This window comes from Pedobacter sp. Leaf170 (assembly GCF_920984665.1).
Classification (GTDB): domain Bacteria; phylum Bacteroidota; class Bacteroidia; order Sphingobacteriales; family Sphingobacteriaceae; genus Pedobacter.
The window spans coordinates 570997-583823 of sequence record NZ_CAKLBP010000001.1; the positions used below are offsets into that span (position 1 = coordinate 570997).

Genomic DNA, 12827 nt, shown 5'->3' on the forward strand with positions numbered 1-12827 from the left:
ATATCATTGTCTTGCTGAGGTACGAAGCATCTGCAACCGATAAAACAGATTCTTCGTTCCTCAGAATGACAGAAGTTGTTTAAAAAAGATTGAAACGCCCGCCTGCCGGACGGGCAGGAAAGCGAGACTAACCCCAACCTACATCGAACTGAACTCTACCTTTTCTAAATAAAAAAATCCTTGCAAATTATACATCTGCAAGGATTTTTTTTAAAGATTGCCACATCTCGAAGAAAAATCGAGGTTCGCAATGACGGCTATTTGACTATGGCCAAACGCCTAAGTTCATATATGAAACTGCAATTTTATCAATTGAATTAACAAAAGCAGCAGTTCTTAAAGTTCCTGTACCAGGTTTTACTTGCAAAGTCTCGCGAATTTCATGATACGAATGAATCATGGTATCTTCTAAACCTGAATTTACCAACTCCATTTCTGACGCACCTTTTACAATCATTAAACGGTGTTCCGGAAGAATGGTTTTACCAGTCAGGTTTTCTAAAGTAGCAATTAAATTAGCATTTGAGTTGGCTGCATAACGGTTTTCCATACGCCCGAAAGCTACGTGAGAAAGGTTTTTTAACCATTCGAAATATGAAACCGTAACACCACCGGCATTACAATACATATCCGGAATAATGATACCGCCCATTTCAGTGAAAATAGCTTCAGCTTCTGGTGTAGTCGGTCCGTTAGCACCTTCAGCAATAATTTTTGCTTTAATGTTACGGATGTTATGTTCTGTAAATTGGTTTTCTAAAGCCGCCGGAACAATGATATCGCAATCTTGCTCTAATCCTTCCATCGAATTTTTGAAATCTGTAGCACCTGGAAAACCTAAAATTGAACCTGTGTTTTTACGGTGTGCAAAAACTTCATCAACATTTAAGCCGTTAGCATTGTAAATAGCACCTTCGTATTCGCAAAGGCCAACAATGGTTGCGCCAAATTCAGCAAGGAATTTAGCAGAATGATAACCTACGTTACCTAAACCCTGAACAATTACTCTTTTATCACCTAAACCAGCTTTAAAGCCAATTTTAGCCATATCTTCTGCTACATCCACACACTCACGCACTGCATAAGCAACACCACGACCGGTCGCTTCTTTTCGTCCGCGGATACCGTGTAAAGCAATAGGTTTACCTGTAACACAACCTAAAGCATCCAGCTGACCCGGATTCATAGTCATGTATGTATCTGCAATCCAGCTCATTTCACGTTCGCCCGAACCATAATCAGGAGCAGGAACGTCGATGCCAGGACCAATAAAATTCTTTTTGATTAACTCTGTAGTGTAACGACGGGTAATGGTTTCTAACTCGGCTACGCTATATTGTTTTGTGTTGATTTTGATACCACCTTTGGCACCTCCGAATGGAACGTTAACGATGGCACATTTGTATGTCATTAAGGCTGCAAGCGCCATAACTTCATCTTCGTTAACCATTTCGCTGTAACGAATACCACCTTTAGTTGGGCTCATGTGATGCGAGTGTTCTACACGCCATGCATCGATAACTTCAAAACCGTTTCCTCTACGAATTGGGAATTGGAAACGATACACACTATTACACGCTTTAATCTGGTTCAATAAACCTTCCGGATGATTGGTGAATTGAGCCGCACTGTCAAAGTTCTTACAAACATCTGCAAAAAACTTGTTCTCGTCTGCTAGATTAGCCATTATTTATTTTTTATGAATTAAGTATGCTGCAAAATTGCCTAAAAAAACAGCATATATCCAAATGAAAAAATACTTAGTGTATAGCAAACACCAATCAATTTTGGTTCAAAAAATAGGTTTAAAACCTTTAAACTTAGTTTTTAGGTTAGTTTTCTTTTTCTATTTTTTTTAATCTTTTATCGATTGAAAATAGATAAGCTAATAAACCAAGCAAAATTATTACGATACAAGCCACAACAACATAGATTTTACCATTGCTACGCAAAGTGTCGGCCATTTCGATATCGTTATTTTGAGCAAATAATTGTATGGTTGCTAACATTAATATAAGGGAGAATAATATCTTTTTCATTGTGATTTTATTTCGTATTGAAAAGTTTAATGTTGAAAAGTTTTGCAGGTTGATTTTTTCCAGCTTCTAATTGTGTTGTTGCTTATTTTCTATTAACCGCAACCTGAAACGAATAGTATAAACCCAGTAACCAATTAATATCCAACCTAAACATGCCGGATAAAAAACCATACGCATTCTACTATCTAAATCATAACTATTAAAGCCCGGATTACCGCCATTCCCTGGATGCAAAGAATCTTTTAATCGAGGCAAAACGAAAAGTAAAACAACCATCATCGGGAACGCGAATATGTTATAAATGGCCGAAATTTTGGCTCTTTTTTGTTCTTCATCTATCGCATTGCGAAGTATTAAATAAGCGAAATATAGTAAAACAGATATGGCTGCAAAATTCTGCTTAGGGTCGAAACTCCAGAATTGGCCCCAGGTATATTTAGCCCAAATGGCACCCGTTACTAAACCTAAAAGGCCGAAGATAATGCCTGCGTTTACACTTTCAACGGCTTTTAAATCATCAATTTCGCTTTTTGAGCTTAGTGATTTGATGCTGTAAAAAACCGAAATAGAGAATAAAACAATCATGGCAAACCACATAGGTACGTGGAAATACAAATTTCTGATAGATTCATTTAAAATAGGTAATCGAGGTACGCCCAACAACAAACCTGCTATTGCAGTGTAAATTACTAAAACCGAACCTAAAATTTTCCACCAAGTTTTATTCATATATATTTAATTTTGAATGAATGAATTAAGTATTTTTTTTCCTTTCCATCATCCATTTATACCGTCCATTTTTAATCCCGCCAAAGGTATGGAAATAACAATAATGAAGTAGCAACTGTAAGTACATTTACCAAAAGCAACATGCCAATTTCATCATAGCTATTTTCCCAGGGCAACCCATCTACAGCATTTTTGGCTAATTTTATTAAAAGAATAAGTACCGGGATAATAATTGGAAAGCTTAAAATTGCCATTAACATTCCACCATTTCCGGCTTTACTCGCAATAGCCGAAACCATAGTAAAAACCGTTGAAAAACTTATGCTTCCCATTATTGCAGCTACATAGTACAAAAGTAAATCTGGAGGTGTAAAAGAATCAAAAACCATTGTATAAAAACCCAATGCAATGGTAGTTAAAACCAACATGAGTAAAATGTTGTATACGGTTTTTGATATTAAAACTGCAGCCGGACTAGCTAAAACGTAGCTGTACAATTGCTGACCTTTAGTTTCTTGCAAAAAACTTTTTGAAACCCCGTTAATTGATGCAAAAAGTATAATTATCCAGAACAAAGCATTCCAGGCCAGTTTATCGCCCAAACTAATAAAAGATAAATAACAGGTAAAAATTGTAGAAACTACATATAGCAATACTCCATTGATGGTATATTTGGAACGCCACTCTAAAAGTACTTCCTTGTGGATTAAATATTTAACCTCTTTGGCCAGTTGCATAACCGCAAAGATACTTTTATTGCGAAATATTGCCAGTAGAAATTGTAGGTTTGTTGTAATATTGTTTAAAGATTAAGCGCAGTATATTTGCCACGGAAACACACAATACACTGAAATTTATTTCCACCAATTCAATGAGCTCCGTATTTCCGCGATAAAATTAAGAAACCAATATTTAAAAGTTAATCGAAAAAGATTAGCAATCGAAACACAGACCATGAAAAATTTAGTTCTTTTTGTTCCGTGAATTCCGTGTTTCCGTGGCAAAAAATATTTTTATGAACTACGCATCAACTATCGAATCGCCAATTGGCAAAATAACCATCTTAGTTGAAGATGATTTTGTTACTGCAGTAACATTTGCAGAAAAAGATATTGATGGCTTGCAAGAAAACGACCTTACAAAACAGGCTGCTTCACAATTGCAAGCTTATTTTAATGGCGATTTAAAGGATTTCGTCTTCCCTGTGAAACAGAAAGGCACAGATTTTCAACAAGAAGTTTGGCAAAATTTATTAGCTATCCCATTCGGAGAAACTACAACGTATGCTAAATTTTCGGCACACCATCCATTAGCCATAAGAGCAATTGCGGCTGCAAATGGTAAAAATGATATTGCCGTTGTGGTTCCTTGTCACAGAGTTATTGGTAGCAATGGAAAATTAGTTGGTTATGCTGGCGGTCTGTGGCGAAAACAATGGTTACTGCAACACGAAAGAGAGGTTGCTCAAAGAGGACAAACAGAACTTAAATTTTAAATAATAATGATGACCACAGATTTTGCCGAAACTCCAACTTTTTTAAAAGCCATTCGATTAATTAATATAAATAATGATGACTGCAGTTTTGAAACTGGAAAAATTCCTGCACAGCAAAACATTAATGCAAATTATTTTTTTGCTAAAACGGATGTATCTAGCTTAGAAAACATCCCTCACCCCGCACCAAGACGACAATTCGTAATCACCATAAAAGGAAAACTGAAATTTACGGTAACTAACGGAGATACTTTTATCCTCGAACCTGGCGTAGTTTTAATTGCTAATGACACTAAAGGCGCCGGGCATACCTGGGAAGTAATTGAAGGTGATGTGTGGGAAAGAATTTACATCCCTTTGGGAAATGATGCCGATGATTATTTTATTAAAGATTAAATAACATACTGCAGAATACGATTAAAAATTTTTACAATTTAAAATAATTTATAATTTTGAGTGATACCAAACGCTCAATGACATATAAACCAGGACTACACATTTTATCAGAATTTTCTTCTGATGAAGTTAACAAACTATCCTTTTTTGATGAGTGCAAAACTCTTTTCAACCAGTTGATCATAGAAAATGGTTTGGAAAAAGTTGGAGAAGTTTACCATGATTTTCCAGGCGGTGGTTTTACAGCTGTAATTTGCTTAACAGAATCTCACCTTTCTATACATACCTGGCCGGAGTTTAATTTAGCAACATTCGATATCTTCTTATCCAATTACAAAAAAGATAATACTGAAAAAGTAAAATCTATTTATCAATCTGTGTTGAATTTTTTTGAAGGTAAAGAAATTCAGAAAACCGAAATTGTTCGTTAATGGAAAACTTAACGCAACCATTTTTTAAATTATCAGAAGCAACTGTTTGTCAGGCTTGTAAGCAGAATATAACGCTGTATGATATTTCAAAAAGCAACTACGTAGTCTGCTCTTTTTGCTTTTCTTATTTGCAATTAAATGCAGATAAAGAAACTATAAAAAAAGATCAACTAAAGAAGCCCAAACTTACGCCTCTTTTAAAAATTGGCTCAACTGCAACCATTCGCGATACGAATTTCAAGGTAATTGCCTACCTGGAAAAACAAGAAGCGGGCACAAACTACGAGTGGCGGGAATATATGCTCACAAGTTTAGATAAAGGCTACATTACAATTGCAGAATTTAACGGCCATTGGAGCTTGATTGGCGGCGAAAAATTTATTCCAGATTTTAAAGCACCAATGTCTTACGGAGATACCGTTGGCTACCACGATGTAGATTATAAATTATTTAATAAATACACACCCATTATTAATGCGATGTTGGGCGAGGTTGATTGGGATATTATTAATGAAAAGGTAGCAACATCAGAATTTATAGCCCCGCCGCTGATGGTTGTTAAAGAAATAATTAATAATGATAGCAGAAACCCAAATTACTACATTGGAGAGTATTTAGACGCAAACTTTATTGCAGAAACATTTAACCTTGAAAGAACTGTTTTACCAATTCAAATTGGAATTGGCGCTCATCAGCCATCTTTGTCTTACGATAGATGGATATCGTCGCTAAACATATCAATAATCGCAATATTGTTAGTTTTAGGTTTACATTTTGTGCTCGATATTTTCAAATCTGAAAAGGAACTAATTAATAGTGATTTTGCAATATCAAAAAATGATAAAGGCGATGAAAATTCCTATAAATCATTTATCACACCATCATTTGTAATTAATGACGGCTCATCCAATATAGAATTTAAAATTAGTGCAAACCTAGATAACAACTGGTTTGAAACTACAATTGTTTTGGTAAATGAAAGTGACAACAGAACCTGGGAGGTTAGCAAGGGAATAGAATATTACCATGGATACGAGGATGGTGAAAGCTGGTCAGAAGGTTCCAGAGAAGAAAAGATAATGGTTTCAAATATCCCGAGTGGAAAGTATCATTTAAATATTTATCCATCTACAGGAGATCATTCCAGTAACAGCATTTACATAAGAGCGGTGGCAAATTCAAGCATGTGGCGAAATACATTATTAACCATGCTTGCTATATGTATCTATCCAATAGTTTGTTATTACCTAATGCGCAATTTTGAAAAGAAACGATGGGAAAATAGTGATTATTCACCTTTTGTTAGCGATTAAATGGATATAAAACCGATAAAATATTACCTGATTGTATTGCTAATTTTTGTTGGCATTTACACATATTGCGGCTTAAATGGCATTGCTTTCTACGAAGATAAGGTAGAAAAGAACACCGAATTTAATGGCAATAGAACACATGTTGGAACTGCAAATAGATTTTACCATAAATAAAAAGTTATGACTATAAATGAATTAATTAACATCAAATACATTGTTGCCTCGATTGTATATTCTGTTGTAGGTATTGCTGTACTTTTCATCGCATTTTGGGTTATTGAAAAAATAACGCCAGAAAACCTTTGGAAAGAAATTTTAGTGAAGCAAAATATAGCTTTAGCTATCGTAGCTTCTGCTTTTATTATCGCTATCGCGATTATAATCAGCTCTGCTATACATAGTTAAACATGAACAAAAAACTTCCAGCGCTTTTATTAATATCGGTATTTGTTGTAGCTACCTGCGGACTTATTTATGAGCTAATTGCCGGAACTTTAGCAAGTTATTTACTAGGCGATTCGGTAACCCAATTTTCTACCATAATTGGCGTTTACCTTTTCTCGATGGGCATTGGTTCCTGGATTTCTAAATATTTTGATAAAAACATTTTATCGTGGTTTATCCAAATAGAAATATTAGTTGGTTTAGTTGGAGGCTTTAGCGCCACAATTCTATTTCTCGTATTTGAAAGCATTGCTTCTTTTAGGATTGTGCTGTATGGTTTTGTGAGCTTAACAGGTATTTTAGTAGGCTTAGAAATTCCTTTGCTCATGCGTATTCTTAAAGATAGGTATGAGTTTAAAGATTTAGTTTCGAAAGTATTTACCTTCGATTATATCGGAGCGCTTTTGGCCTCTCTAATTTTCCCTCTTTTATTAATACCCCATTTGGGCTTAGTAAAAACAGCTTATCTGTTTGGAATATTAAATGTATTGGTGGCTTTAATTGTATGCGTCAGCTTTAAAAAAGAAATTAAAGCTTCAAAATATTTACAATCTGCATCACTAATCAGCATAATTGTGTTACTTGCCGGTTTTGTTTATGCAGAACGCATCACTAGTTTTTCTGAGAGCCAAACCTATAGTGATACGATAATTTATTCGAAAAGTACTCCTTATCAAAGAATTATCCTAACCAAAAAAAACAAAGTATTAAGGTTATTTTTAAATGGAAATCTACAATTCAGTTCTGATGATGAATATCGCTATCATGAAGCCTTAGTTCATCCGGGTTTACAAGCTTTGCCATTTGCCAGGCACGTTTTAGTAATGGGTGGCGGCGATGGTTTGGCTGTTAGAGAAATTTTAAAATATCCTAATGTTGATTCTGTTACCTTAGTAGATTTGGATAAAGGCATGACTACGCTCTTTCAATCCAATAAAATCCTTTTAGGTTTAAATAAAAATTCTCTTCTATCACCTAAAGTAAAAGTAATTAATGCCGATGCATTTAGCTGGATTAAAGCACAGCGGAAGAAATTTGATTTCATCGTAATAGATTTTCCCGATCCATCTAATTATGCCGTTGGTAAATTGTACACCAATGTTTTTTACACCTTGGTTAAAAGCATTTTAGCACCAAAAGGACTAATTGTTGTTCAGTCTACATCACCTTATGTTGCTCCAAAATCATTCTGGACCGTAAATAAAACTTTAGAGAGTGTTGGATTTAAAACTATCCCATACCATAATTATGTACCCTCTTTTGGCGAGTGGGGCTATATTATGGCAACCGAGCCAGAGAATGTTTATAAAAAACCACAGCAGTATTTACCTGGTTTAAAATTTATTTCGAAAGAAAGTTTAGACCTGATGCTTTTCTTTCCAAAAGATATGAGCAAAGTTGAAACTGATGTGAATAAATTAAACAACCAAATTTTAGTTAAATACTTCGAAGATGAGTGGGCAAACGTTTTATAAAGATGATTTTACAGCCTACTTAAAACGTCGTTCATTTTTATTAAGAATTGGCTTAATTACAGGCGGCATATTTTTAAATAGCTGCTACAAAAAATTAAAATCAAACAATTACAATATTAAGGGTAATTTATTTGGTCCGAATGCAAAAGCTGGTCATGCTTTACGCGATAAAATTAAAATTCCACTGGCAAGTAAAACCAGAAAGGTAAAAATCTTAATTATTGGAAGCGGAATATCAGGCCTATCAGCAGGAAGATGGCTGAAAAATAGTGGAGAATTAGATTTTGAAATTATTGAGCTTGAAAATCATATTGGTGGAAACTCCCATTATAGTAGCAATAAAGTATCTTCTTACCCTTTAGGTGCGCACTATATTACTATTGCTAATAACGATGATGAATTATTAATAGATTTTTTAAAAGAAATTAATGTGATAACGCATTTCGAGAACGATTTGCCATATTACAACGATTATTACCTAACCTTCGATCCGGAAGAACGATTGTTGATTAACGGTGAATGGCAAGAAGGTTTGATTCCGGATTTCGGTGTACCACAAGCCGATAAAAAACAAATTAGAAGATTTTTAAATGATGTAGAAAAACTTAAAAACACCAAAGGGAACGATGGAAAGTTTGTATTTAACATTCCGGTACATTCATCGTCTAATGATTTGGAATACAGAAAATTAGATAAAATATCTTTTGAAAGTTATTTACACACAAATGGTTATGACTCTAAATATTTGCTTTGGTATTTAAATTATGCCTGTAAAGATGATTACGGTCAAAAAATGGATAAGATATCTGCATGGGCAGGATTACACTATTTTGCATCACGAAGAGGTGGAGCTGCGAACGCAGAGCAAAATGCAATCTTGACTTGGCCTGAAGGTAATGGCTGGATTATGAAGCAACTGGCGACTGGCCTAAAAGAACACATTAAAACATCGAACATGTGCTACGAAATTAAAAAAATGGCAGATGGAAGTTTGAGCGCCACTATTTTTAATTTATCAAAAAATTCTACAGAATCCATATTAGCAGAAAAGGTTATCTTATGTTCACCTCAATTTGTAAATAATCATTTGCTTAAAAATTTTGACCGTGAAATAAATTACAAAAACTTCAGCTATGCTCCATGGTTGGTGGCAAATATTACTATAAACCAGCTACCTGATTCAAAAGGTATAACATTATGTTGGGATAATGTTGCCTTTAATACACCATCAGTAGGTTATGTAAACTCGGCACAACAACATTTAAAAATTTCTGAAGATAAAAAAATCCTGACTTACTACTTGCCTTTATGCGATTTTGAACCTTCCATAGCCAGATTAGCGGCATATTCCAGAGATTACAGCCAATGGCTTGATATTATTATTCCGGAGTTAGAAATGATGCATCCGAACCTAAGCCTAGCAATTGAAAATATTGATATCTGGATTTGGGGGCATGGAATGATTGCACCAACTCAAAACTTTATCTGGAGTGATAACTTAGAAAAAGCAAGAAAACCAATTGAAAATAAAATTTTCTTTGCACATAGTGATTTAAGTGGAATTTCGATATTCGAAGAAGCTTTCCATCAAGGTATAAATGCTGCAAAACAAATCTTAAACAATAATGGATAATCGAAATCAACCTTGGTTAAATAGTAAAGCAACAGATATTATTTTCATCTTGTCGCCTGCTTTTTTATCGTTGCTGTTGGTTTTATTATTTCCATCGCAATTTCAAAATGCTTCTGGCATTCCTGTAGCTTATTGGGTTATATTAATTGTTTTTATTGATGTAGCGCATGTTTATAGTACGCTGTACCGCACCTACTTCAACCCAAACACCTTTAACAAACAAAGTTCATTACTCATAATTATCCCGATTACATGTTACGTAACCGGTGTTATGATCTATCATTTTGATGCCCTCTGGTTTTGGCGAATATTGGCCTATTTAGCCGTTTATCATTTTGTGAGGCAGCAATATGGTTTTATGAGGTTGTATAGCAGAGAAGAAAAACTTCCATCGGTAATAAAAACGATTGATAAAATTGCGATATATACTGCAACCCTTTATCCATTAATTTACTGGCATTTTACGCCTGCCCGAAATTTTAATTGGTTTGTTGAAGGAGATTTCTTTTCTTTTGAAAACAATGTTATTATTAAATACGCAAATGCTACTTACCTTATAATTATTGCCATTTACTGCCTTAAAGAAATCTATCTAATCATAAAATTGAAATGGATAAATATCCCAAAAAACCTTTTGGTTGCTGGTACATTTCTCTCCTGGTACTTTGGTATCGTTTATTTTAATGGCGATATGGCTTTTACAACCTTAAATGTAATTTCTCATGGCATACCTTACATGGCCTTGATTTGGTTCTTTGAAAAGAAGAAAATAGACTACACTTTATCTAGAAGCAGATTATTAAATTTATGTTTTGGCAAATATGGAATTGTCTACTTTTTAGCAATATTAATTTTATTTGCCTATTTGGAAGAAGGACTATGGGATGGTTTAATCTGGAAAGAACATCAATCAGTATTTAAGCCATTTACAGGCCTGCCAAGAGTTTATAGCAATGAACTTTTAGCATTACTTATACCGCTATTGGCACTACCGCAAGCCACACATTATGTGCTCGATGGCTTTATCTGGAAACAGAAAAGCAAATTTTAAAGAAACTATATATTAAAAAATTGCGTAGGTAACATCAAACCTCCTGATGTTATGAAAACGATTTGCACCACACTTATAGTTCTTTTTAGCTTTATTTCTGCTGATAAAAACTTACCGGTTAATAAGTTAGATTTAAAAAAATATGCAGGAACCTGGTATTCCTTATATTCTATACCGACAATTTTTGACAAAGGAAGCAGGGAAACCACAACCAAATACACACTAAATAATGATGGATTTTATAATGTTTTAACCACATACAAAAAACCTAACGATGAAAAGGTTTATTCAAGAAGCTCAAAAATGTTTCCATCAGAAGAAGGAAATAATGGTGAATTACAAGCTCAATTTATATGGCCAATAAAGATAGATTATTGGATTATTGAGCTTGCTGATGATTATTCGTATGTTGTAGTAGGCCATCCGGAACATAAATTTCTATTCATCATGAGCCGTAATCAAACAATGCCGAAAAAAACTCATGATGATATAGTTGCCCGCTGTAAGGCTAAAGGATATGATGTAAGTAAACTTACTTCGCAATTTAAGGTTTAGGCGTTTGTTCTGTTAATTTTTCACCGCGTTTAGTACTGAAAAGCAAAAATATAACGCCAACTAAAAAAACAATCCATCCCCATTGGAAATGAACTACTTTGCCAATTAATTTATTGGCAAAACCGTATTTGGTGTAGTTGTTTGCTGTAAAATAAACTGCAACAACAGCTAAAACATACCAAATTGCCATAACAAAACTTATGAACCTAAATGCACCAGCTTTTCTGATAAAAAGGATAAGTATTGCAACCGCAAGGATAGCGTAAGTGATAATAAATAAACGAGCATCAGATTGATATAAGTTCCAATTCCCTTTTATCGGCACTTTTAACATAGGGCAAAAGCTTGCTATTACACATAATAAAATGCCCAAATACGCCCTGAATTTATTTAAAATTAACATATTAGTTATTTTAGTTTTAGTTTTTTGATTGGCTGGGATAAGTAAAAATTGACTAACCTGATTGGTATTTTCGTAAACCTCAATTCTCAATTCTCAAACCTCAAATCTCAATACTCAAATCTCAATACTCAATACTCAAATCGAAAATCCTTACCTACTGCCCTTCTACAATACCCATTTTCTCAGCGAAATGAGCACAGTAATCGCGTAAATCTTCAACAATTAATGTTTCATTTGTAGCCTTTAAAAAGCTATCGCCCATAGTTTGCAAAGTTTCATAGAAGAAACGTTTCATCTCATCAACCGGCATATCTTTAGTCCACAGGTCTATTTTTAAAGTATTTTTGTAGTTATGGTCCCAAACTGATAAAAACATCGCCTTGGCTGGCACCTTATCTGCATTTCCAGAATCTGTACTTTCCCAAAGAATGTTATCCGGGTTGTTACCTTCATCTAACTCAACTGTTAATTTTATTTCTGCTGTTTTCATTTTCTTAAATTGATTAAACCGATAAGAGGATAAACCGGTTTTATCGGTTTATTTTTACGATTGCAAAGATGCGGTTTTATCTAAAGACTTAATCATTCGCTTACATCACCTTTTGTAATATTACCATCAAGATTACGGTAATTACGATAAAGATGGATTCTACAATCCAGATTTTTTTTAAATCTTTTAGCGTAAAACGAAAAACCAAATCAGTAATAAAAGTGACCAAAATAAGGCAGCCCAGAATGAGTAAATAAAATCCACTCATATCAATTTGCCTCGGTGCATTATTTTTAGAACCTAAAATATTTATAAGCACCAAGCCAAAACTAATTGCACTAATAATGTTTAAAGGCGTAATTCTAAGTTTCAT

At 34.2% G+C, this 12827-nt stretch carries 17 protein-coding genes; 10 read left to right on the forward strand and 7 right to left on the reverse strand.

Annotated elements, in window-relative coordinates:
- Positions 1-265: 265 nt before the first annotated feature.
- The 4 genes from LUA90_RS02615 to LUA90_RS02630 form a co-directional block, all read right to left on the reverse strand.
- Complete coding sequence (locus tag LUA90_RS02615) at positions 266-1687, reverse strand: Glu/Leu/Phe/Val dehydrogenase (protein ID WP_231465519.1); 1422 nt, start codon at positions 1685-1687, stop codon at positions 266-268.
- A 145-nt stretch (positions 1688-1832) separates the two neighbouring features.
- The gene (locus LUA90_RS02620) at positions 1833-2039 is read right to left on the reverse strand and encodes a CcmD family protein (RefSeq protein WP_231490008.1); all 207 of its coding nucleotides are present in this window, start codon (positions 2037-2039) and stop codon (positions 1833-1835) included.
- 66 nt (positions 2040-2105) lie between these two features.
- Complete coding sequence (gene ccsA / locus LUA90_RS02625) at positions 2106-2768, reverse strand: cytochrome c biogenesis protein CcsA (RefSeq protein WP_231490010.1); 663 nt, start codon at positions 2766-2768, stop codon at positions 2106-2108.
- A gap of 71 nt (positions 2769-2839) precedes the next feature.
- Positions 2840-3505 carry a heme exporter protein CcmB gene (locus LUA90_RS02630; protein WP_231465513.1) on the reverse strand — a complete coding sequence of 222 codons (666 nt, stop codon included), beginning with the start codon at positions 3503-3505 and terminating at the stop codon, positions 2840-2842.
- 278 nt (positions 3506-3783) lie between these two features.
- Here LUA90_RS02630 and LUA90_RS02635 point away from each other — a divergent pair, with 278 nt between their 5' ends.
- The 10 genes from LUA90_RS02635 (at position 3784) to LUA90_RS02680 (ending at position 11561) form a co-directional block, all read left to right on the forward strand.
- A complete protein-coding gene (locus LUA90_RS02635) occupies positions 3784-4263 on the forward strand; it encodes a methylated-DNA--[protein]-cysteine S-methyltransferase (protein ID WP_231490012.1) in 480 nt (159 codons plus the stop codon).
- A 6-nt stretch (positions 4264-4269) separates the two neighbouring features.
- Positions 4270-4659: a hypothetical protein gene (locus tag LUA90_RS02640; RefSeq protein WP_231490014.1), complete on the forward strand. Its 390-nt coding sequence runs from the start codon at positions 4270-4272 to the stop codon at positions 4657-4659.
- A gap of 77 nt (positions 4660-4736) precedes the next feature.
- Entirely contained in the window at positions 4737-5090 is a 354-nt protein-coding gene (locus tag LUA90_RS02645; protein WP_231490015.1) for an S-adenosylmethionine decarboxylase family protein, read from the forward strand.
- The gene (locus LUA90_RS02650) at positions 5090-6403 is read left to right on the forward strand and encodes a DUF4178 domain-containing protein (RefSeq protein WP_231490017.1); all 1314 of its coding nucleotides are present in this window, start codon (positions 5090-5092) and stop codon (positions 6401-6403) included. Before LUA90_RS02645 ends, LUA90_RS02650 begins: the two co-directional genes overlap by 1 nt.
- Positions 6404-6577, forward strand: coding sequence for a hypothetical protein (locus LUA90_RS02655; protein WP_231465503.1), 174 nt, complete (start codon positions 6404-6406; stop codon positions 6575-6577).
- Between the two features lie 6 nt (positions 6578-6583).
- Positions 6584-6808, forward strand: coding sequence for a DUF350 domain-containing protein (locus LUA90_RS02660; protein ID WP_231465501.1), 225 nt, complete (start codon positions 6584-6586; stop codon positions 6806-6808).
- A gap of 2 nt (positions 6809-6810) precedes the next feature.
- Positions 6811-8322, forward strand: coding sequence for a polyamine aminopropyltransferase (locus LUA90_RS02665; protein WP_231465499.1), 1512 nt, complete (start codon positions 6811-6813; stop codon positions 8320-8322).
- A complete protein-coding gene (locus tag LUA90_RS02670; protein ID WP_231490019.1) occupies positions 8300-9955 on the forward strand; it encodes an FAD/NAD(P)-binding protein in 1656 nt (551 codons plus the stop codon). The genes LUA90_RS02665 and LUA90_RS02670 overlap by 23 nt, the downstream gene beginning before the upstream one ends.
- On the forward strand, positions 9948-11006 hold the full coding sequence (locus LUA90_RS02675) for a hypothetical protein (protein ID WP_231490020.1): 1059 nt from the start codon (positions 9948-9950) through the stop codon (positions 11004-11006). The genes LUA90_RS02670 and LUA90_RS02675 overlap by 8 nt, the downstream gene beginning before the upstream one ends.
- Positions 11007-11057: 51 nt before the next feature.
- A complete protein-coding gene (locus LUA90_RS02680; protein ID WP_231490021.1) occupies positions 11058-11561 on the forward strand; it encodes a lipocalin family protein in 504 nt (167 codons plus the stop codon).
- Here the strand turns inward: LUA90_RS02680 and LUA90_RS02685 are convergent.
- From LUA90_RS02685 to LUA90_RS02695, 3 genes are all read right to left on the reverse strand, one after another.
- On the reverse strand, positions 11551-11964 hold the full coding sequence (locus tag LUA90_RS02685) for a hypothetical protein (RefSeq protein WP_231490023.1): 414 nt from the start codon (positions 11962-11964) through the stop codon (positions 11551-11553). The genes LUA90_RS02680 and LUA90_RS02685 overlap by 11 nt on opposite strands.
- A 154-nt stretch (positions 11965-12118) precedes the next feature.
- Complete coding sequence (gene gldC / locus LUA90_RS02690; protein ID WP_056871223.1) at positions 12119-12454, reverse strand: gliding motility protein GldC; 336 nt, start codon at positions 12452-12454, stop codon at positions 12119-12121.
- 100 nt (positions 12455-12554) lie between these two features.
- Positions 12555-12827 carry a hypothetical protein gene (locus LUA90_RS02695; RefSeq protein ID WP_231490025.1) on the reverse strand — a complete coding sequence of 91 codons (273 nt, stop codon included), beginning with the start codon at positions 12825-12827 and terminating at the stop codon, positions 12555-12557.